General features: G+C 45.3%; 19 protein-coding genes and 2 other RNA genes. 11 read left to right on the top strand and 10 right to left on the bottom strand.

From position 1 onward, the window contains the following. Positions 1–129: 129 nt before the first annotated feature. The gene (locus tag FLM48_RS07765) at positions 130–2,565 is read right to left on the bottom strand and encodes a DNA polymerase II (RefSeq protein ID WP_256871087.1); all 2,436 of its coding nucleotides are present in this window, start codon (positions 2,563–2,565) and stop codon (positions 130–132) included. A gap of 141 nt (positions 2,566–2,706) precedes the next feature. On the opposite strand from FLM48_RS07765, the gene dinG reads away from it, so the two are divergent. The 6 genes from dinG to FLM48_RS07735 are packed head-to-tail and all read left to right on the top strand — an operon-like array spanning position 2,707 to position 8,173. After that, entirely contained in the window at positions 2,707–4,779 is a 2,073-nt protein-coding gene (gene dinG / locus FLM48_RS07760; protein ID WP_179024253.1) for an ATP-dependent DNA helicase DinG, read from the top strand. Between the two features lie 8 nt (positions 4,780–4,787). Continuing rightward, positions 4,788–5,561, top strand: a complete 774-nt coding sequence (locus tag FLM48_RS07755; protein WP_179024252.1) for a TSUP family transporter — start codon at positions 4,788–4,790, stop codon at positions 5,559–5,561. After that, positions 5,558–6,220, top strand: coding sequence for a primosomal replication protein (locus tag FLM48_RS07750; protein WP_028773515.1), 663 nt, complete (start codon positions 5,558–5,560; stop codon positions 6,218–6,220). The genes FLM48_RS07755 and FLM48_RS07750 overlap by 4 nt, the downstream gene beginning before the upstream one ends. A 9-nt stretch (positions 6,221–6,229) precedes the next feature. Then, complete coding sequence (locus FLM48_RS07745; RefSeq protein ID WP_179024251.1) at positions 6,230–6,949, top strand: DUF2057 domain-containing protein; 720 nt, start codon at positions 6,230–6,232, stop codon at positions 6,947–6,949. 1 nt (position 6,950) lies between these two features. Beyond that, positions 6,951–7,865, top strand: coding sequence for a histone deacetylase (locus FLM48_RS07740; RefSeq protein ID WP_179024250.1), 915 nt, complete (start codon positions 6,951–6,953; stop codon positions 7,863–7,865). Between the two features lie 32 nt (positions 7,866–7,897). Then, positions 7,898–8,173 carry a late competence development ComFB family protein gene (locus FLM48_RS07735; RefSeq protein ID WP_028773512.1) on the top strand — a complete coding sequence of 92 codons (276 nt, stop codon included), beginning with the start codon at positions 7,898–7,900 and terminating at the stop codon, positions 8,171–8,173. Positions 8,174–8,237: 64 nt separating this feature from the next. Here the strand turns inward: FLM48_RS07735 and ffs (FLM48_RS07730) are convergent. The 3 genes from ffs (FLM48_RS07730) to FLM48_RS07720 form a co-directional block, all read right to left on the bottom strand. Beyond that, positions 8,238–8,334, bottom strand: an RNA gene (ffs, locus tag FLM48_RS07730) — signal recognition particle sRNA small type. 58 nt (positions 8,335–8,392) lie between these two features. Beyond that, positions 8,393–8,489, bottom strand: an RNA gene (gene ffs / locus FLM48_RS07725) — signal recognition particle sRNA small type. 167 nt (positions 8,490–8,656) lie between these two features. Continuing rightward, positions 8,657–8,953 carry a ComEA family DNA-binding protein gene (locus FLM48_RS07720; protein ID WP_028773511.1) on the bottom strand — a complete coding sequence of 99 codons (297 nt, stop codon included), beginning with the start codon at positions 8,951–8,953 and terminating at the stop codon, positions 8,657–8,659. A 387-nt stretch (positions 8,954–9,340) separates the two neighbouring features. On the opposite strand from FLM48_RS07720, the gene FLM48_RS07715 reads away from it, so the two are divergent. After that, complete coding sequence (locus tag FLM48_RS07715; protein WP_179024249.1) at positions 9,341–10,729, top strand: DASS family sodium-coupled anion symporter; 1,389 nt, start codon at positions 9,341–9,343, stop codon at positions 10,727–10,729. Between the two features lie 72 nt (positions 10,730–10,801). Here the strand turns inward: FLM48_RS07715 and FLM48_RS07710 are convergent, their stop codons facing one another. From FLM48_RS07710 to pspA, 6 genes are all read right to left on the bottom strand, one after another. Continuing rightward, positions 10,802–11,974 carry a PLP-dependent aspartate aminotransferase family protein gene (locus tag FLM48_RS07710; protein WP_179024248.1) on the bottom strand — a complete coding sequence of 391 codons (1,173 nt, stop codon included), beginning with the start codon at positions 11,972–11,974 and terminating at the stop codon, positions 10,802–10,804. 112 nt (positions 11,975–12,086) lie between these two features. Next, positions 12,087–13,139 (bottom strand): YcjF family protein, encoded by a 1,053-nt coding sequence (locus FLM48_RS07705; RefSeq protein ID WP_179024247.1) that lies wholly within the window; start codon positions 13,137–13,139, stop codon positions 12,087–12,089. Between the two features lie 14 nt (positions 13,140–13,153). Then, on the bottom strand, positions 13,154–14,590 hold the full coding sequence (locus FLM48_RS07700) for a YcjX family protein (RefSeq protein ID WP_179024246.1): 1,437 nt from the start codon (positions 14,588–14,590) through the stop codon (positions 13,154–13,156). A 49-nt stretch (positions 14,591–14,639) separates the two neighbouring features. Further along, on the bottom strand, positions 14,640–15,035 hold the full coding sequence (gene pspC, locus FLM48_RS07695) for an envelope stress response membrane protein PspC (RefSeq protein WP_028773507.1): 396 nt from the start codon (positions 15,033–15,035) through the stop codon (positions 14,640–14,642). Then, positions 15,022–15,261 carry an envelope stress response membrane protein PspB gene (gene pspB / locus FLM48_RS07690; RefSeq protein WP_179024245.1) on the bottom strand — a complete coding sequence of 80 codons (240 nt, stop codon included), beginning with the start codon at positions 15,259–15,261 and terminating at the stop codon, positions 15,022–15,024. Before pspB ends, pspC begins: the two co-directional genes overlap by 14 nt. A 20-nt stretch (positions 15,262–15,281) precedes the next feature. Next, the gene (gene pspA, locus FLM48_RS07685) at positions 15,282–15,971 is read right to left on the bottom strand and encodes a phage shock protein PspA (RefSeq protein ID WP_028773505.1); all 690 of its coding nucleotides are present in this window, start codon (positions 15,969–15,971) and stop codon (positions 15,282–15,284) included. A gap of 180 nt (positions 15,972–16,151) precedes the next feature. Between pspA and pspF the strand changes: the two genes are divergently transcribed. The 4 genes from pspF (at position 16,152) to FLM48_RS07665 (ending at position 20,838) form a co-directional block, all read left to right on the top strand. Continuing rightward, complete coding sequence (gene pspF / locus FLM48_RS07680) at positions 16,152–17,216, top strand: phage shock protein operon transcriptional activator (protein ID WP_179024244.1); 1,065 nt, start codon at positions 16,152–16,154, stop codon at positions 17,214–17,216. A gap of 82 nt (positions 17,217–17,298) precedes the next feature. Continuing rightward, complete coding sequence (locus FLM48_RS07675) at positions 17,299–18,933, top strand: ABC transporter substrate-binding protein (RefSeq protein ID WP_179024243.1); 1,635 nt, start codon at positions 17,299–17,301, stop codon at positions 18,931–18,933. Continuing rightward, complete coding sequence (locus FLM48_RS07670; RefSeq protein ID WP_179024242.1) at positions 18,930–19,961, top strand: ABC transporter permease subunit; 1,032 nt, start codon at positions 18,930–18,932, stop codon at positions 19,959–19,961. Before FLM48_RS07675 ends, FLM48_RS07670 begins: the two co-directional genes overlap by 4 nt. Further along, entirely contained in the window at positions 19,948–20,838 is an 891-nt protein-coding gene (locus FLM48_RS07665) for an ABC transporter permease subunit (RefSeq protein WP_028773501.1), read from the top strand. Before FLM48_RS07670 ends, FLM48_RS07665 begins: the two co-directional genes overlap by 14 nt. Positions 20,839–20,848: the final 10 nt, after the last annotated feature.

Genomic DNA, 20,848 nt, shown 5'->3' with positions numbered 1-20,848 from the left:
GCAAGTCCTCAAAGACGAATGTCACAAAAAGTGCATGCTTTATCATCAAATTAACTGCCAAACACCTTATACACCAACACTTGTACCGTTTTTTAACATTTGATCAAGACGGGTGCAAACTTTAGCCAGCTAAATTAACGACATTTGATTGGAGGTCAATTCACTGAAATTTAGTTTCAAAATTGAGAGCACAGGATCAGCAATAGGGCGTATTTGTTTCTGTAAGTAATATTCATAGTCCAATGCAGTGCGCCGATAATCGACAGGTTCAGCACCGTTCAACGTCATCACGTAAGTAATTTTTGCCCCTTTTCGCAAATAGCTATCATCACCACTGACTTCGCTGGCGATAGTCGCCGCTTTTACATGGGGCACTGCCTTTGCAGTATAGTCTTTTGCATTGCGCCTTAAGCGCTTGCTAAAAACCAATTTGCTATCTAGCTCGCCATTGACCAGTGCTTTAGCAACCGATTTCAGGTAATCAACGGGATCTTGTTGAGTAAACAAGCGCTGATAAAGTGCAAGTTGTACTTCTTTAGCTAACGGACTCCAGTCACTCCTAACCTGCTCCATCCCCTTAAAGGTCAACTGCAACTCATCGTTATCATCGTGGTAGGCACCTACATAACGCTTCTTAGAGCCTAGCTCGCTGCCCCGCAAAGTTGGCATTAGAAATTGCTCGTAGTGCTGCTCAAACTCTAGTTCCAAGAAACTGGGCAATTGAAAATCATCGTTAAGGACTAAACTCCAACGTCGATTGATTTCTTCGACCAGCTCGTTAGCTAATTGCGCAATCTTACGTTTATCGGTTTCATCTTCAATCCACACAAAGGTTGAATCTGTATCGCCATATATAACCTTATAGCCTAGTGATTCAATCCAAGCTTTAGTCTGCTGCATTATTTGATGGCCGCGAAGCGTAATTGAGCTGGCTAACTTTGCGTCATGAAACACACAACCTCTTGACCCCAGCACACCATAAAGCGAGTTCATTATGATCTTTATCGCCTGGGACAGAGGGCTATTGTGGTCACGCTTTGCCTGTTCTCGCTTATAGGTAAGCTCGGTGATTAATCCAGGTAAAATCGGAGATTCGCGGCTAAATTTGGCACCTAAGAATCCCTCAACAGCGGTATCGTTATCGCAACCTAGGCCTTCAACCAACCCTTTGGGGTCAATCAAAAAAGTTCGAATAATGGATGGATAGAGACTTTTAAAGTCCAGCACAATAATATTGCGGTACAAACCAGGGATGGAATCCATCACATAACCGCCCGGACTTTCAATGCCATCACTTGCAGGTGCACTGGGAGCCACATAGCCGGAGCGATGTAAATGGGGAAGGTATAGGTTGTTAAAGGCAGCAACGGAAGCCCCAACCCGCCCAAACTCTAGCCCTGTCATTCGGGCGCGCTCTAATGCAAACTCAATTAAGTCGGTGGTTTTAAATATATCCCATACCAAGCGACAATCCGTTAAATTGTAGTAAGCTAGCGACCATTTATCGTGGGCAAACATATGGCTGATTTCGCCGGCACGATCGCTGACATTGTGAATGGCTTTACCCTCGCCTAACAGTTGCTGCGATACATTCTCAAGCGAGAAACTGTCAAACTGATAAAAAGCGGCTTTCAACCAATCGATACCATCAAGTACGACTCGCCCGGGTAACACTAACGTTTCCGGTCTAAACTTGTCAGCCACTTTCCAGCCTAACCTTGTACCACCGCGACCCAAAGTGAGTGGGATATCTAACTTGAGAGCTCGGCGATAAAGTAGCGCTAGATCAAAAGTGACCACAGCCCAGCCAATAATCACATCAGGATCATGGGCTTGGAACCAACGCAGCAAAGCCAAAATTAACTGGCGCTCGTCATCCACTAATTCAACATGTTCATGTAGTTGCTGATACTGGCCGTTGTCAGCTGGTTTTTCCAACGCCATCGAACGCTGTGCATCCACCATAATGATATGTTTGAGTTCATCACCGTTACTTGCTTGGCCAAAAAGTGCCACGCTGTACAATTCACCCGACATCGCACATTCAAAATCTAGTGATACGATGCTCATCGCAAGCGTAATATCTGTTTTCCTTGCTCGCTCAATCTGTAATCTCGGTAAAGCCGACGTTGGCGCTAACCTTGCGCCGACAATTTCGATGTCTAAAGCAATAAAGCGTTCAATTAAAAAACGATGCTCTGCGCGAATATCACTTTCAAATAACTCTATTCCTATATCCGTTGCACCACGTATCACCGCTCGATGCATCGCCGCATTCTTACTATAAATGGCACAAACAGGTTGCGAGGCAAAACTCTTAAGTGCCACGGGTTTGATGCTTACGTGATGGCAACCGGGTAATTGACTAACCTGATGAGCCTCCTCTTGACGACAAAAACACACTAAATCCACATTCGCTAATTCGGCGCGCAGTGGTCCACCCTTGGTATTGATATAGAAATGCAAATCACTACTGCCGTTGGGCTGCTGCACAATATGTCGAGAAAGAATACGACCTTGAACTTGAACAACTTCAGCGGCGGTTGCAATTAATGTGTCACTCAAATGAGTCGATTCCTACTAGGTGGTGTGGCTAACAATTATGAACGATTGGGTAAATAAATCGCCAAATCCGAGATTTCACTTCTTAGGCTAAGTAATCACTGTTATTATGTACAGCTCTATTTATCTGCTTTGTATTCTTAAATGCTAACGGCTAACGTTAAAACTCAAATTCGTACCATATATAAAGACATCGCCAGCGCCTTGCCGAATTTCCGTTCACGCCGAGAGCAAAACTATATCGTCGCAGAAATATCTAAAACTCTCGCGGGTGAATACGACAAACACCGACGCATCATAGTCGTCGAAGCTGGCACTGGTATCGGTAAATCTCTTGCTTACATATTGGGTTCTATTCCGCTTGGCTTAGCCAGTAAGAAAAAAATCTGCATCGCCACTGCTACCGTTGCATTGCAAGAACAACTGCTAAATAAAGATTTACCATTTTTTCTGCAGCATTCGGGGTTAGACTTCAGTTTTGGATTAGTGAAAGGCAGACAACGATATGTGTGTCTAGCCAAATTAGATATGCTTATTGGTGGCGATGACGGCACCCAGATGGCCATGTGGCAAACGAAACCTGACACGAGTCAAGTGGAAGAGTTACAGCAACTGAAAAAAGACTTTCACGAAGGCCGCTGGAATGGTGAACGGGATACATTAACCACACCCATCGCCGATCACCTTTGGCAACAAATCGCCTGTGATAAGCACAGCTGTCATCGCCAGCTAGCAAGTCATCGTCAATGCCCATTTCATAAGGCCCGAGAGGATATTGATAATTGGGATGTACTCATTGCTAACCATAGCTTGTTATTTGCCGACTTAGAGTTAGGTGGCGGAGTGATTCTGCCTGAGCCCGAAGATCTCTACTACATCATTGATGAAGCACATCATTTACCAATTGTCGCACGGGATTTCTCAAGTGCACAGTCGACTTTGCGCGGTGCAATTGACTGGCTGGAGAAAATTAATAAGACCAGTGCCAAGTTGCAAAACCAGCTTAAAAGTACCCATATCATTGCGCCATCACAAGCCATGCAAGACCATGTTGGTGATCTAACCACTCAGCTTAATCAGGTCGCGCAGTACTGCGATAGCCAACAAAGCCGTTTCGACAATCCAGAAAACCGCATACGTTTCGAACACGGAAAATTGCCAGAAGTGTTACTGCGCTCGGCAGAAAACCTTGCCACCAGCTCAAATCAGGCACTGAAGCAATTTAACAAAATGTTAGTGCTTCTCAATGAGGCGATTAAAGACGGTGAACTCCCCAAGCATCAATCGGAGCAACTATTAAGTGAAACCGGCTTTATGCTCCAACGGCTAGAGAACTTAACCAAGCTGTGGAAGATGATGGCCAAAGAAGACAACAGCAAAGGTGCCCCTATGGCTCGCTGGGTCGAACAGCTAACCGGCAAACAATCGGACTACCTGTTTAGTGCATCACCCATTGAAGTTGGCTTTATGCTGGAAAACCTGTTGTGGGAAAAAGCCGCTGGCGTAGTGCTTTGCAGTGCAACCTTACGGGCACTCAATAATTTTAATCACTTTACCCACCAAGTAGGTCTATCTATTAATGATGGTAGCCGCTACTTAGCCATGGATTCTCCCTTTGACTTTGAACAAAACGCCACCTTGTTTATCCCCAAAATGCGCACTGAGCCAACTGACGATCGCTATACCGATGAGTTAGCCGAGCAGATCTTAATGCACATAGAAGGCGAACAAGCCACTTTGGTGCTCTTTGCCTCGTATTGGCAAATGGAAAAAGTAGCAGACATTGTCAGACCTAAAGTCGATAGCCAAATATTAATCCAAGGTGAGTTGTCTCGACAGGAGATCCTGCAGCAACATAAACAAAAAATAGACGCTGATAAGGTCAGCATAGTCTTTGGAACGGGTAGCTTTTCTGAAGGACTTGACTTACCCGGTGACTATTTGACCAATTTAATTATAACCAAGCTACCTTTTGCAGTGCCAACTTCACCCGTTGAACAAGCTCACGCCGAATACATAAAGATAAAAGGTGGAAATCCATTTTTACAACTTACAATTCCTGATGCATCGCGTAAACTAATTCAGAGTTGTGGTAGATTGCTACGTAAAGAGCAAGATTACGGGCGCATCACCATTTTGGACCGCCGGCTAGTGACCAAACGGTATGGCAAGTCATTGTTAGATGGCTTACCACCCTTTCGCCGCGTAATAGAGTAGGAAAATATTTGGAGCTTTTATTAGAACCTAGCAGCTGGGCTATCTTGGTTGCTGTGGGTTTTTTCGCTGGATTTATTGATGCTGTCGCTGGCGGCGGTGGACTGCTATCTATTCCAGCCCTTTTGTCTCTTGGCATCCCGCCGCATTTAGCGTTGGGTACTAACAAGTTGGCCGCCAGTTTTGGCTCGTCAATGGCGGCATTGACCTATTATCGCCAGCATTTATTTAATCCCAAATTTTGGTATCACGCTACCATCGCCACGTTTTTTGGTGCCATTGTCGGCACTTTTGCAGTCTATTTAATTAATACGCAGTGGCTTGAGAAATTATTGCCAATACTCATTATTGCCATTGCGCTTTACACCTTACTCAACCCCAATGCCATGGGATGCAAAAACTGTTCTCCACCGACTAAAGCCCCCAAAAAAAATAAGCAGTGGCTGCAGGCTTTCCCCCTGGGTTTCTACGATGGCTTTGCCGGACCGGGCGTTGGCGCCTTTTGGACCATTAGCAGCACTTCAATACATCAGTTACCGATACTACATAGCTGCGGATTAGCCAGAGCGATGACACTCGTTAGCAATCTCACGTCTTTAGTCGTATTTATTATTCTTGGTCAAGTGAATATCATGATTGGCTTAAGTATGGGTATTTGTATGATGATAGGCTCATTTGTTGGCGCACGTACCGCCATTAAATTTGGCATACCCTTTATCAAACCACTATTTATTACCGTGGTGGTGTTAATGGCCGCCAATTTAGCGTGGAGCGCGTGGGTATGAACAATGCCGACTTAGTCAGACGTTTAAGGGTTCAACTCCAGCAACTTGAGCAAGAAGTGCTGCAACATGACAGTCACCTGCCCGCTAGCCAAAGTAAACTAATGCAAGATACTGAACGATTTAACGACCAGTTATTTTATCAGTCAGGCGCCCAATTGGGCCCGTGCATTATGCAGATTAGCAAGAATATTGCACACCTTGAGAAAATGCTCAAAGGTAAGATATCAAACAATACCATCTTGTTAGCCTGCGAGCAGATACAAGATCGCTTTACCGCCGTTAAGCGCGCGATGAATACCACCGATATTGACGTAAAAGCAGCGCAACAAACTAAGGCATCGCGAATTGCTAGGGCAAAAAAAAGGCGACAGCAGTCACACTCTGAAAGCGGCTTCAATTGGATAGCTGCTGGAGTCATGCATAATAGCCATCAAATGTATGATGAATTGAAAAAACATCATAACTGGGTATCAAAGTTCGAACAGAAAATTGAAAGTTTGCAAAGTCAATTAGAAAGCTGTCATAGTGCTGACAAAATTGCGTTGCAAAATGAAATACTTTTAGTTCATCGCCGCTTAGGAAAATGTCGTCAAGCGATTAGCTATATCGAAGATCGCATTCAAGCATTCGAACGTCCATATAAGAGTTACAATCGTTAAGGAGCAACAATGAAATCTCTATTACCAATCACCGCTATCCTCGCATTGCTTGGTGCATCATCGGCTATGGCAGCCAATTTATCTATTCCAATGTCTTTTGAATATTTGGCCGTTGATGGTAAAAAAATAGACACTAGCCTGTTCAGTCATCAGTCAGATCTCGATCTTAGCGAAGGTTCACATAAAATTGCCATTCGTTACCATGATATGGTGCAAGATGACTTTAGTGATAGCGAAAGCTTTATCAAATCTTCACCTTTCATCGTTACCATTGATGTTGATGGCGACTACAACTACACATTATCCCCAGCTGAAGGGGTTGTGAAACGTCCGAAGTCATTCGCCAAGGCACCACAAGTGGTGATTACCCGTGAAGATAAAGGGAATGTGAATTATAAAATAACCCAAACTGACTACACAGAAGAAAGCTTCTTCGACAGCTTATTCTCTAGCAGCAATAATAACCAAGATATCGATACCGTTGCGGCTGCAGCTACAGGCGCTGCAGTGGCGGGTCAACCAACCGCACCGGTTAGTAAGCCTAAGCCACAAAGCGCAACGGTTGCTGCCACTGCAACAACAGCGGCGGTTGCTACAACGCCAGCTGCCAACAGTCCTAAAGCAAGTGGTGATGCCACTCATGCTGAGCAGATGCTGCAATATTGGTGGTTACAAGCAGATGAAGCAACCCGTAAAGAGTTCATGAGCTGGGCAATTAAACAGCTGTAGTATGATCCCTTTGGTATACCACGCCAGCTACTCTCAGCTGGCGTTACCCAAACAGCATCGATTTCCGCAAACCAAGTACCAAAATTTACAGCAATATTTGTTGTCCCAAGGTATTGCCCAGCCCTATCAATTTTTAACACCAAAAGCACTCGACCTACAGGTGCTATCTCAGCACCATGCGCCAGACTATGTTGAGCAGGTATTAACCCTGCAACTCGCCAACAGTCTCGCTAAGCGGATCGGCTTCCCACAGACTAAAGCCATTGTTGATCGCAGCTGCTATTCGGTAGCCGGCACTATCTTGGCTACCCAACAGGCATTACAACACGGGATCGCGATTCAACTCAGCGGCGGTTATCACCATGCGCATTATGACTTTGGTAGCGGCTACTGTATTTTTAATGACCTCATTGTTGCCGCCAAAGAGATCAACCAGCAGTATGATTATAAAGTGCTGATTTTCGACTGTGATGTGCACCAAGGCGATGGTACTGCTGCCATGGCCCAAGACAATGAGCAAATCATTACCTGCTCGGTGCATTGTCAAAGTAATTTCCCAGCCCGTAAGCAAGTATCAGATCATGATATCGGACTTGAAGATGGCTTAGGAGATGATCCCTACGTGCAGACTATCGATGCGGTTTTTCGTTATCTGGTGCAACTACATAGGCCAGATATGGTGATTTACGATGCCGGAGTCGATATTCACCAACAGGATGATTTAGGTCGCTTGTCTGTTTCAACAGCGGGTATTCTTGCCAGAGATTTAGCAGTACTCAACATAGCGAAAAAACAGCAAATACCCATTGCCTGTGTGATTGGAGGCGGATATAGCAAAGACCCGCTAGAATTATCTGTAAGGCACAGTCAACTTTTTATTGCCGCCAATCAAATATGGCTGCAAACTGAGAGTTAACCAGCCCAATAACTAGACCTCATGGAGTGATTATGCAATTAGAGATCCGAAACTATTATGAAGTGCTACTGATGGAGTTATTGTCTGATGAAGGACTGTTAGATGAGTTACCAGAAGATTACCTTGCCGATTTATGTTGTGTGACACTCAACCAGCTACCTGTACGCTATATTCGTCACTTGGTTGATACCTACTTTTTTGAAGACTATAACGAGCTCAAGCAGATGAAAGAAGAGATCCAAACAGCGCTGGAACGTTCGCGCGCATTCCTAAAAGCAAATATAAAAAAGGAACAGGAATCAATTTAACGCTTACATGTCATAAAGATGACTATAAGATAATAGAAATATGGGGAGTCTAAATTTGGAGGCTCCCCTAGAGCCACACCCCGGCACATGAGTCGCCTGCTGCGGTTGCTCCCTTCCGGGCCTGGCCGAGTTCACAAGTTATCATTGCGGGACGAGTAAGCCCCTTTAACTACTTCAAAAATGAACTAAGTCGGATTTGTACTTGGAGTTTTGGAGGTTCCCCTAGAGCCACACCCCGGCACATGAGTCGCCTGCTGCGGTTGCTCCCTTCCGGGCCTGGCCGAGTTCACAAGTTATCATTGCGGGGGGACCCTAGGGTCACCATAGATTCTTAAACAGATTACTGCTTAAGACGGCGAGCATTATCTACTAAGGTCGCCAAGCAATCAAGTGATTATCACAGCGAACAAACAATTCAGGTGTTGTTTGCTGAATCTATAAACAAAAGCCCTATCAAAAGGGCTTTTCAGGTGTAGCAGTCTGCTAAAGTTTAATATTGGCGCGATTGGTCTCAATAAATTTACTGCCAATCCCTTTCACATTTGCCAGCTGATTAATATCAGTGAACTGCCCATTTTGACGACGATAATCAATAATGGCCTGCGCTTTCACCTCACCGACCCCTTTGAGGGCTGCAAGTTGTGATAACGTGGCGGTATTAATATTAACGGTTTGGGCTACAGCGGCATGTTGTGTGGACTCAAGGCTTTCCTTAGCCACCACACTAGGTGAAATAACAGACGCGGCAGCTATCGCCGCTAACAAAAGCAAGCTTTTCATAGTATCTCCTTTATAATCCTTTAATAGTCATGTGGCCGGCGATCCTTCTCCTTGGCCACATTAATAAGGTAGATCAAGCTCAAACAAAGCGCCAATTTTTGATTACAAACATATTACACCCGCAAAAAACCAGACCAAGATCACACTATCGTGTTGTGTAAAAATTCCAAAACCTGACCTCTCACTAGCGCTAAATTACCAATTTGAAACCAAAGCTGATCGACGATCACCGCAAGAGGGTGACGCAAGTCACGAATCAACACGCAAAAGTGACAAGCATCTTATTAAGTTTTTGTTTATATGAAATAAAAACTACAAAATAAATCGTTTTGCTAATCGTAGAGGCTGGGATAATGTTGGCCGTCAAATAATAAAAAGGAGCCCTACATGTCGTTGGATGCCGCACAAGAAACTGCCAATAGCAGTGTGACAACACAGCAGAAAAAGCTAATCATCTTATTCGCTGATATTGCTTTATTTGTATTGCTATATAACTTCCTGCCATTCGAACCTGGAGTAAACACAGGGCTATCGATTCTTATTTTTGCTGCGATTCTTTGGTTAACTGAAGCAATCCATCTCAGTATTACGGCGATAATGATTCCTGTACTCGCCGTGCTACTAGGTGTATTTGAAACTAAAACCGCAATGGGCAATTTCGCCAACCCCATTATCTATCTATTTTTTGGTGGTTTTGTGCTCGCGGCAGCCTTGAATCATCAAGGGATCGACAAGCTAATAGCACAGCAAGTGCTTACCGCATCAAAAGGTAAGTTGAGCCTAGCTTGTATGTTTCTGTTCGGTATCACGGCGCTACTGTCGATGTGGATCAGTAATACCGCCACAGCAGCTATGATGTTACCGCTAGCACTGGGTATTTTGCAGCAACTTGATTTTAAAGAGCATAAGAGCACTTACCTATTCATGTTATTGGGTATCGCTTACTCTGCCAACATAGGTGGCATCGGTACCTTAGTCGGTAGTCCACCAAACGCAATTGCGGCTGCACAAGCAGGTCTAAGCTTCAGTGATTGGTTAGAGTTTGGCTTAATCACCGTCGCACTCATGTTGCCGGCGATGCTATTAGCGCTCTATCTATTTTTTAGACCCAATTTAAGTGTGACCTGTAAGATTGAAAGCCAGAACGAAAAGATGACTTTATCTGGCAAACTCACTTTGCTGATCTTTTTGACCACAGTTTGTTGCTGGATTTTCAGCAAGCCAATCTCGGCGGCACTAGGCGGGATCGCTCAGTTTGATACCGTAGTGGCGTTAAGTGCCGTTGTGGTATTGGCCGGCCTAGGCTTGGTTGAATGGAAAAAGATTGAGAAGACTACTGATTGGGGCGTGCTAATCCTGTTCGGTGGTGGTCTAACCTTAAGTGCTGTGCTAAAAGCAACCGGTACCAGTGTATTCTTAGCCCATTGGGTTACCGATATATTTGGTAACACTCATATGGCACTATTTACCCTAGCAGTGATTTTCTTTGTGGTTATGCTTACTGAGTTTGCCAGTAACACTGCCAGTGCTGCGCTGCTTGTTCCGGTATTCGCCGCTATTGCAGAAGCACTAGGCTTATCGCCCATCATGCTGTCTGTACTGATTGGTATTGCCGCATCTTGTGCCTTTATGTTACCAGTCGCCACACCGCCTAATGCGATTGTTTATGGCTCCGGTTATATTAAGCAGTCTGAGATGATGCGTGCCGGTGTGATTATTAACTTCATCAGTATGTTGGTGCTTTATGTTATCTCTCATACTTTCTGGAGCTTCTAGATCATCGAGCTCGTCTCTGCTATCTAGATAAATCTCGCAATCAAAACTAAAAAGCGCCTTACGGCGCTTTTTCTATTTAAATGCTTGGGCTAAATCCGCTATCAAGTCCTCACAATCTTCAAGACCGACCGACAGCCTTAATAAATTATCAGTGATCCCAGCCGCTTGACGCTCCTCGGGGCTGTAGGGTGAATGCGTCATCGAAGCCGGATGCTGAATCAAAGACTCCGCATCGCCTAAACTTACTGCAATAGTCCACAATTTAAGTCGATTAACAAACGCAATAGAACCTGCTAAATCTTGTTTTAACTCAAATGCGATAACGCCGCCAGCTTGTTTCATCTGTTTGCCGAGCAGTGCATAGCCTTTATGGTTTTTTAAGCCTGGATAATAAACTTTGTCGACCAATGGGTGGTTATCCAAATATTCAGCGATTTGGCCTGCGCTACTGCAATGGCGACTTAAGCGTACATCTAAGGTTTTCATGCCGCGTAAAATCAGCCAAGCATCATGGGGGGAGAGTACCCCGCCAAAGTCTTTTAAAACTTCATATTTGGCCTTGTCAATCATCTCCTGGCTGCCACATACCATACCGGCAATCACATCACCGTGGCCATTGAGGTATTTAGTCGCACTGTGTATCACCATATCAGCGCCCAACTTAAGTGGTTGCTGCAATAGCGGCGTCATAAATGTGTTATCGACGACAGTGGCTACGCCACGCTCTCGAGCTAAAGCCGTCAGTGCAGCGATGTCAAAAACATCCAAGTGAGGATTCACTGGCGTTTCAAAGAACAGCACTTTAGTCTGCGGTGTTATCGCCGCGCTCACCGCCGCAATATCTTTGCAATCAACCAAGCTTACCTTGACGCCATAGCGCGGTAAATGTTCGGTCATAAACGAGTAAGTACAACCATATACAGCGTTGGAAGCCACCAAATGGTCCCCTTGGCTTAGATAGCTTAATAGCGCCGTTGAGACTGCTGCCATTCCAGAAGCTGTTGCCGCTGCCGCTTGAGCGCCTTCAAGCACGGCTACTTTACGCTCTAGTTCACTCGTGGTGGGATTCCCAAGCCGAGTATAGATATAGCCAGGCTCATCACCAGCAAAGCGGCGGCCGCCCTGCTCTGCGCTGCTGAAGGTAAAAGTGGCACTTTGGTATAGCGGACTGACAAGGGCACCCGACGGGTCCTTTTCATGGCCGGCGTGCACAAGCTGAGTCGCTTGTTTCCAGCGATCTTGCATAGGTTTTCTCCAAGGTCTTGTTGCTCGCCTATTGTTTATTGTGATGGTGGCGAGTGAAGACTAACTTGGACTGTGTGGTGATATGAGTAAACCTAACCTGCACATTTTTCAACTAGGAGTTTGTAAAATCTTTGTTACGTTCGCTGCTCTTGTTAAGCACTGCCGCCGAGAAATCTCGTAGCTCACTGAGTAATTCACGATGAATTTGAGTAAGCTTAGGCCGCTTAGCTTCGCTAAATGCCACCGGCCGACATAACGCCATGGCTTGATATCCTAAGCGAGCCGTTAAGATGCCGCCACCCATGCCTTGAGCAAGTCTTGCAGAAAGTTTGCCCGTCATTTCAACTGACAATAGCTGAGTGCCAATATCGGTGACAATTTCACTGGTTCCGGCGTAGATAATATTAACGATCACAGCGCGGATGAGTTTAATCCGGCTCCAATACCCCAGCGTAATGCCATAGCTGCGCGCAATGTCATATATCATGGTTTGATTGCGCCACAAAATAATCGCCATATCTAACATCGCCACAGGACTCGCGGCTAAAAGGAGTGCTGATTCGGTGGCGTACTTGTGAACAAGTTTCTTGGCGACCAAATCACAAGGCTCTATCACAGTGCGCTCAAACAACATGATCCGCTCGGCATCATTGTGTTCTTCTCGCACATTTTGGGCATAGGCCATACGATTATCAACCGCTTGACGTTGCAATAAAGCATCAATAAACGGTTCTGCCTCGCCCATTTGCATGCTTTGGGATAACCGCTGACTAATCAGCTGATTGTCTTCAACTTGCTTGAGCTGTTTGAGTTGTCGCCACTCTTTCATAGCAATTGTTGAGGCCCAACTCACCACAATGGTGACGACCGTTGCGTAAAAGCCAAATAGCAGACCACTTTGCTGCCAAGCGCCGTACAAAGATAAAAATAGCTCAACAAAAATCAAACTCATCACTGAAAGCAGCGACAGTTTTGCCAACAGTGACCACTTACGCTTTTGCGGTTTTAAAGAGGCAATAGGTTGCTCTACCTCAGCGACAATGGCTTCTATGCTACTGTCATCGAGCAGCTCATCATTGTCAAAATGGCTCGCCGCTTTTAGGGTTACCTCTTGCTGAGGTTGATGCTCAAATACTTTAGCGGCCTTAATCGGTTCATCACTCATAAGAGATAGCCTTGTTACACCAGCTTATCGCCAGTTAAATACTGTAATAAATGATCTAGACGGACATGCTGTAGCATTGTTTGCTCGTCAATATCACTGGGCGGAGAGAATTGCCTAAAATCAAACCCTTGTTGTTGCCAAAAATGGCTATCAGGCAATTGTTTTGGCACATCACCTGGGTACAGAGTTAATGGCTTGTCCGACCCAAGCTCCGTCCCGGTCACCACCTCAATTTGTTGTCCATCTTGGCGCACCATACCTGATGTGGTGGCTTTGATAGCACTGATAGCCATGGTCTCAACTTCACAGCCATCAAACTTGGCTTTTTGCTGACTTTGCTTAACCAATTGGGTTAATAGCGCCAATACATTACCTTGCTGGTCCCGGGTGACATGGTCTACTTTACTGGCGGCGAACAGCAGCTTATCAATGCGAGGGGAAAACAAACGTTTCAGCAGATTTGATTGGCCAAACTTAAAGCTCTCCATAATTTGCTCTAACGCTTGGGTCATATCATCAAACTGTGCCTTGCCATTATTTAGCGGTGTAAAGCAATCAACCAGTAAAACTTGCCGGTCAAACTTAGCAAAATAGTCACGATAAAAAGGCTTTACCACTTGTTTGGTGTAGGCTTCATAGCGTTGTTTCAGCACGTGATACGTGGAACTTTTATCTGTCGCTTCTAATTCTGTTAGCGCAATGGGACTCAGGCCCAATAACGGAAAAAACGCCAATACCGGTGTGCCTGCATATTCGCCAGGCAGCAACATTCTGCCAGGTTGTGCATGATAGAAACCGTGCTGTTCAACCACATCTTTTAGCACTTGTTGGTAAGCATCTGCTACCTGTTGCAGCGCCTGCTCATCGGCACTTGCGGTCAAAGATAGCTTATCAAGTAGCGCTTTAAATTCGTCATAGTGAGTACTCACTGAAAATGTACTGATTTGTTCTGACTGCTTTAGTGACCACTGCACATAATCGAGTTTCAGTAGCGGTAAATCCAATAGCCATTCACCGGGGTAATCAACAATATCAAGATACAAGGTGGCACTATCGGTAAGCTTGGCAAGCAGTCCCCGCGCGGGTTGGTATTTAATCGCTAAGCGCAGTTCACTTATATTGCGTGTCGAAGCTGGCCACGCAGCGGGGCTTTGAGTCAACGATGCCATCGCCTGTTGATAATCAAAGCTGGCAATGGTGAGATCCGGCTGCAAACAACGCTGCACCCCGAGTAAGCGTCCTTCTCGTGCAACATGCCATAGCGGGAGGTTATTTGCCTCGCCAGTATGACCGCTATTAAGTAGTTGATTGACCAGCCCGGTAATAAAAGCGGTTTTGCCCGCACCTGATAATCCGGTCACGGCTAGCCGAAGATGGCGATCCGAGGAGCGATGCACAATGGATTGAGTTTGCTGTGAGAGCTTTTTGAATGACTGCTTGAAATTGCTCATTGGCTTACCGAAACGATTAAGGGCGGTTTACACCGCCCATTGAAAGGATTTATAGATTATTAATTTCTCTTTTAAGATCGAAGTTATCCGATGTAACATGCCTTTCAATATTTTGTAGTCGAATTTCTATGGCACGAAACTGACTACTGACATCTCTAAGCGCTGCTCTGGCGGGTTCCCCTGCTTGCCAAACTTTCTTCTTAACTTCTATCTCTTTGTATTCAGACTTAGTGCTATTACTGAGTGGTTTAATATCCAAGATCATCCATAATGCTATGTATAAAATCAGTACTATCCCTGAGCCACCAAGTAAGAATATCGATACCGCTACCACTCTAACTAGCCAAGTTTCAAAATTGAAGTAATCTGCAATCCCTGCACATACTCCGGCAATTTTACCTTGCTGAGGAATGCGGTATAAGGTTCTTCGATTATCTTCCGTCATCTCGGCTCCTCCATTGTGGTGCTTCGCTGTCTAAAATCGCTTCCAATGTATCGATGCGTTGGGCCATTTTATCGGCTTTAGCAATTAAATCATTGAGCTGGGTATACTCTTCATCAGTGAGTCCCTGGCTCACTTGGCGCTTACTGCGATAATGCAATATGAGCCAAATCGGTGCCACGATAATCATGAAAATAATAATCGGGGCTATCAGTAAATCCATATCCATAACTCACCTCTGAATCGTTGTTATTTAGTTTTCGCTTTTGGCTTAGCTTGGCTACCCTTAACCTTCGCTTTCAATGCTTCTAGTTCAGCATTAACAGAATCTTCAGCTTCTAAAGCGGCAAACTCATCTTGCAGTGTTTTCTTGTTACCAAGGTCATAAGCTTCAACTTGTGATTCAAGACCTTCAACACGACGCTCGTATTGTTCAAACTTGCTCATGGCATTATCAATCTTGCTTGAATCTAGCTGACGTTTAACATCTAAACGAGAGCTTGCAGTTTGCTTGCGCATGATAATGGTCTTTTGGCGAGCTTTAGCGTCAGCTAACTTCTCTTGTAGCAAGTTCACTTCTTCTTTAAGGCGCGCAATCTGCTCTTCAACCACGACTAGCTCTTGTTCTAGTGTTGCAGCCAATTCGCTAGCTTTTTGCTTTTCAACTAATGCCGCCTTGGCTAAATCTTCGCGACTTTTAGATAGCGCAAGTTCAGCTTTATCTTGCCAATCTTGAACTTGTTCTTGCACTTTACCAATGCGACGAAGAATCTCTTTTTTCTCAGCCAGTACTTTGGCCGACGTTGAACGAACTTCAACTAACGTGTCTTCCATTTCTTGAATGATAAGACGTACCATTTTTTCTGGATCTTCTGCTTTATCTAGCAGTGCGCTGATATTTGAGTTAATGATATCTGCGAAACGAGAGAAAATTCCCATAATGTTGTCCTCAATTTATAATGTTGGTTTCGAAAGTAATTAATACATCTTCCGTGCCAACTTTTACAAACCCTTTATTATCAACGGTTAAACCTAGATTTTAACTTTTTCTTTATTTTATTAACAGAGCCATTTATTATTATTTTCACCAATTATTAGTGTGAAAGACTAAAAAATAAAGTGGCTAATCAATTTCAGCAAGACAATCTCATCGGACAATCGAACGCGTTACTCGAAGTCCTTGAACATGTTTCGAAAATCGCGCCGCTTTCTAAGCCGGTGCTCATCATTGGTGAGCGCGGCACAGGTAAAGAGCTAATCGCTGAGCGACTACACTATCTTTCTAAGCGCTGGGATCAAAGCTTTATTAAGCTTAATTGCTCTTCCTTAAGCGAAAATTTACTTGAAAGTGAATTATTTGGCCATGACGCTGGCGCCTTTACTGGGGCGAGCAAGAAGCACGAAGGTCGGTTTGAACGAGCAGATGGCGGTACGCTGTTTTTAGATGAGCTTGCTAATACCTCAGGTCTTATTCAAGAAAAGTTACTACGCGTTATTGAATATGGTGAGTTTGAGCGAGTCGGTGGCAGCAAGACAGTACAAACTGATGTGCGCTTAGTATGCGCAGCTAATGAAGATTTACCGTCATTGGCCGAAGCGGGCGAGTTTAGAGCCGATTTACTCGACCGCCTTGCATTTGATGTGATCACCCTGCCACCACTTCGTCATCGTAAAGAAGATATCATGCCGTTGGCTGAATATTTCGCCGTTGGCATGGCTCGCCAATTAAAGCATGAGTATTTTGAAGGGTTCTCACCGGCTGCCATTGAGCAGTTAATGGATTACGCTTGGCCGGGCAATATTCGTGAACTTAAAAATGTCATCGAGCGCAGTGTCTACCGTAATACCGATTTAGATGCCGCCATTGATGACATCGTCATTGACCCCTTTGCCTCACCGTTTAGGCCAAAAAAGCGAATTAAAACCCTATCACGACAGGCCCCTAGTGATAGCAACAAGGAGTCGCCAGTCGAATCAGTACCTGAAAGCACACCACAGCCAAGTGCCAAAATCAGCTTCCCCCTTGATTTTAAAGAGCATTGCGAAAGCAAAGAGGTTGAGCTAATACAGCAAGCATTAGAAGCAGGGCAATTCAATCAAAAGAAAACAGCAGAGTTGCTCGGATTAAGTTATCACCAGCTGCGCGGTATTCTAAAGAAGTACAATTTATTGGACAAAAGCTAAACGACAGGGAACAAGAGGTTTGCTACTAGCACGAACACACTGTTAAAATGTTTTAATAAATTCAAACAATGTGCATCAATTGATGAAAGTGCTGCAAAAGCGTTTACCTCTTGGTCTGGCTCTGTGTATTAGCACCTTGCAGCTGCTTGGCTGTGATCAACAGAAACTTCCCAGTGGAATTGTTTATTGCTCAGAAGGAAACCCTGAGTCATTTAATCCACAACTGGTCACCTCCGGAACCACAGTTGATGCCACCTCGCAGCAGATTTATGATGGTTTAGTCAACTATAATGCCGCTTCAGGTGTGGTTGAACCGGCGTTAGCAACTCGCTGGAACATCAGTGACGATGGCCTGACCTATACCTTCGACCTTCGTACCAACGTCAACTTTCACCATTCTGATAACTTTACCCCAAGCCGCCAGTTTAATGCCGATGATGTATTGTTTTCATTTAATCGCATTATTGATGAAGGCCACCCGTACCACTTTGTATCGAAAACAGGTTATCCATTTTTCCAAAGTATCGGTTTTTCACAGTTAATTGATGACATTGAAAAAGTCAGTGACCATCAAGTTGCATTTCATCTCAGTCGCCCTGATGCCTCGTTTCTTGCCAATCTGGCCACCGGATTTGCGGTAATATTGTCGGCAGAATATGCCCAACAACTCAGCCAGCAAGATCAACAAGATGAGCTTGATAGACTCGCCATTGGTACCGGTCCGTTCAAACTAGTGCAATACGTCAAAAATGATTTTATTCGTTACCACCGCAACGAACACTATTGGCAAGCACAGCCAGACGCTGAAAGGTTAGTATTTGATATTACGCCTAAAAGCACTTCTCGGCTGGCCAAGTTAATCACCGGTGATTGCAATGTCTCAGCATTGCCTAAAGCGGGCGAAATCCCGGTTATTCTGGACAAAGAAGCGTTAGAGGTCGATTCACTACCCGGGTTTAATGTGGCTTTCTGGGCATTCAATACCGAGCGCATTCCATTTAATGATGTGCGCGTAAGACGCGCGCTGGCTCATGCCGTCGACAGAGAAAATATCTTGCGCGCTGTGTACCAAAAGACCGCCGTTGCCGCCACAGGGATGTTACCGCCACCTTCCTGGGCTTATAACGCCAACGACAGTATGATTGATTACAATCCACAAAAAGCTAAAGATCTGCTTGCCCAAGCGGGGATCACCGAGCTAAGCATCGACATTTGGGCAATGCCCGTTGCGCGGATATATAACCCCAATGCCCATAAAACCGCTGAGCTCATTCAAGCCGATTTAGCCAATATTAATGTGAAAGCCAATATTGTTAGCTACGATTGGAGTGTGTTTAATCAAAAGCTATCTAGTCGTAGTTATGATTCAGTATTGATTGGCTGGAACGCCGACAATAGCGACCCCGATAACTTTTTTACCCCAATTCTTAGCTGCAAGTCAGTGGAATATAATAGTAATCGCTCGCGCTGGTGTGATAGCCAGTTTGATGCACTATTACAGCAGGCCAAGTCGATTACCGATAAACCGCAACGAACCGCGCTGTATCAACAAGCTGAACTTTACCTGGCTGAGCAAGTCCCGGTGCTGCCTTTTGCCCATGCCACACGACTGGTGTTTAAGCAGAAAAAGGTCAACAATTCAAAATTAACGCCATTTGGTGGGATCTCTTTTAATCATTCCAGCCAAAAACCGGCCGACATGAGCACGCAGCCATGACCCGTTATTTGTTACGCCGTCTTAATCTATTTCTCGCCACCTCACTGGTGTTAATTCTGGTGTTGTTTGTTGCAACTAGCCGTTTCCCGGTTGAGCATAAGTTTGCCTTAACCGGCATTCATTCGCCCACACCAGAACAAGTGGCACAAATCACCGCTGACTATCGGCTTGATGAGGGCAATTTAAGTCAGTTCACAGCGTACCTACAACAAAGGCTTAGCGGCAATCTAGGGGTCTCAGCCACCTCTAACCAGCCTGTCTTAGATGAGCTTGTACAAGTGTTACCTGCATCGTTTGAGCTTGCCGGAGTCGCGGCGATTCTTGCCTTGCTGTGTGGCATCCCTTTGGGCGTACTGGCATCGCTGAGTAAAAATAAAATCACCCAACACAGCATCATGGCAATCACCCTAACAGGCTACTCTATTCCGGTGTTTTGGTTAGGGTTAACCTTGTCTTTATGGTTTGGGGTCGAACTCGGCTGGTTGCCCATTTCAGGGCAAATAAACCTGCTTTATGAAATCGAACCCGTAACCGGCTTTTTACTGATAGATACCCTTTTGTCAGACTCTCAATATCGAATGTCAGCGTTCACTGATGCGGTGCTACATATTATTTTGCCGGCCATTACCTTGGCTGTTTTGCCGTTTACCGTTGTCGTGCGTATCACGCGTACTGCCATGTTAAGCATTATGGAAGAAACCTATATTAAAGCAGCGGCGGCGCGAGGCCTGCAAACATCTAAAATCGTCATTCGCCACGCGCTCCCCAATGCCCTCATCCCTGTGCTAAAAAATATGGGCCTCATGCTCGGCGCTTTTTCAAGTTACGCCATGGTAGTAGAGGTAATCTTTGCTTGGCCGGGAGTAGGCGCTTGGTTGGTTTCTGGCATTTATCAGCGTGATTACACAGTTATTCAAGGCGGCATACTCAGCGTGGCGCTAATTATTATCTTTTTAAGTATTCTCATCGAAGTGATGCACACGGCTATCAATCCAATCAGTCGCAAGGAGATGTATGCCACAAGTTAACATCTACCAAGAGGACGACATCCCCTCACCTATGCGGCGTATTTGGCATGCTTTTGCCGATAATCCGTTCGCATTTGCAGGTTTATGGGTGGTTTGCGCGTTTATATTGCTTGCGGTGTTTGGGCCTTTTATTGCGCCCTATAGCGCTGAAGCACAAGACCCTAACGCCCTGCTGCTGCCTCCGTCATGGGATCCTGCCGGTACGGTCGATCACTTTCTTGGCACCGACGATTTAGGCCGCGACATTTTTAGCCGCTTACTGCATGGTGCGCATTTAACCTTTGGTATGGCGCTGGGAATCGTTTTCGCTTCACTCATTGTGGGGTTTGTCATCGGAGCCATCTCAGGGATGATGAAGGGCTTAAAATCCAGTATTTTAAGCCACCTACTAGATGCTTTACTGTCTATTCCGTCACTTTTAATGGCGATTTTAGTGGTCGCCGTGATGGGGCCGGGTTTGAGCAATGTATTCTGGGCGGTAGGTATCGCCTTAACGCCACAGTTCATTCGCGCGATCCATCAAGCGGTACATGAAGAGCTGCAAAAAGAGTACGTGACGGCGGCTCGATTAGATGGTGCCAACCCATTGCAGGTTTTTTGGTATGTCATTATGCCTAATGTGTGGGATATCGTAATTATTCAAACCACCTTAGGTATCTCAGCCGCTATTTTGGATATCGCCGCACTGGGTTTTCTCAACCTAGGCGCGCAAGCACCCAGCCCTGAATGGGGCGCAATGGTGTCACAAGGCATGGATAATCTGCTTACTGCGCCATGGACCGTCACCATACCGGGTGTAGCTATTTTATGTAGTGTATTAGCGATTAACTTGGTGGGAGATGGCCTACGTTCGGCCCTATCTCCTATCAAGCACTAGAGGTTTAACG

It is taken from the genome of Shewanella sp. Scap07 (assembly GCF_013394145.1).
Classification (GTDB): Bacteria; Pseudomonadota; Gammaproteobacteria; order Enterobacterales; family Shewanellaceae; genus Shewanella; species Shewanella waksmanii.
This window is presented reverse-complemented; position numbering and strand designations above follow the sequence as displayed.

What these genes read in the sequence shown, in the direction of transcription:
- dinG (WP_179024253.1), top strand. Translation starts at nt 2,707, where the DNA reads ATGCTAACGGCTAACGTTAAAACTCAAATTCGTACCATATATAAAGAC.
- FLM48_RS07750 (WP_028773515.1), top strand. Translation starts at nt 5,558, where the DNA reads ATGAACAATGCCGACTTAGTCAGACGTTTAAGGGTTCAACTCCAGCAA.
- FLM48_RS07745 (WP_179024251.1), top strand. Translation starts at nt 6,230, where the DNA reads ATGAAATCTCTATTACCAATCACCGCTATCCTCGCATTGCTTGGTGCA.
- FLM48_RS07740 (WP_179024250.1), top strand. Translation starts at nt 6,951, where the DNA reads ATGATCCCTTTGGTATACCACGCCAGCTACTCTCAGCTGGCGTTACCC.
- FLM48_RS07735 (WP_028773512.1), top strand. Translation starts at nt 7,898, where the DNA reads ATGCAATTAGAGATCCGAAACTATTATGAAGTGCTACTGATGGAGTTA.
- FLM48_RS07720 (WP_028773511.1), bottom strand. Translation starts at nt 8,953, where the DNA reads ATGAAAAGCTTGCTTTTGTTAGCGGCGATAGCTGCCGCGTCTGTTATT.
- FLM48_RS07715 (WP_179024249.1), top strand. Translation starts at nt 9,341, where the DNA reads ATGTCGTTGGATGCCGCACAAGAAACTGCCAATAGCAGTGTGACAACA.
- FLM48_RS07710 (WP_179024248.1), bottom strand. Translation starts at nt 11,974, where the DNA reads ATGCAAGATCGCTGGAAACAAGCGACTCAGCTTGTGCACGCCGGCCAT.
- FLM48_RS07705 (WP_179024247.1), bottom strand. Translation starts at nt 13,139, where the DNA reads ATGAGTGATGAACCGATTAAGGCCGCTAAAGTATTTGAGCATCAACCT.
- FLM48_RS07700 (WP_179024246.1), bottom strand. Translation starts at nt 14,590, where the DNA reads ATGAGCAATTTCAAGCAGTCATTCAAAAAGCTCTCACAGCAAACTCAA.
- pspC (WP_028773507.1), bottom strand. Translation starts at nt 15,035, where the DNA reads ATGACGGAAGATAATCGAAGAACCTTATACCGCATTCCTCAGCAAGGT.
- pspB (WP_179024245.1), bottom strand. Translation starts at nt 15,261, where the DNA reads ATGGATATGGATTTACTGATAGCCCCGATTATTATTTTCATGATTATC.
- pspA (WP_028773505.1), bottom strand. Translation starts at nt 15,971, where the DNA reads ATGGGAATTTTCTCTCGTTTCGCAGATATCATTAACTCAAATATCAGC.
- FLM48_RS07675 (WP_179024243.1), top strand. Translation starts at nt 17,299, where the DNA reads ATGAAAGTGCTGCAAAAGCGTTTACCTCTTGGTCTGGCTCTGTGTATT.
- FLM48_RS07670 (WP_179024242.1), top strand. Translation starts at nt 18,930, where the DNA reads ATGACCCGTTATTTGTTACGCCGTCTTAATCTATTTCTCGCCACCTCA.
- FLM48_RS07665 (WP_028773501.1), top strand. Translation starts at nt 19,948, where the DNA reads ATGCCACAAGTTAACATCTACCAAGAGGACGACATCCCCTCACCTATG.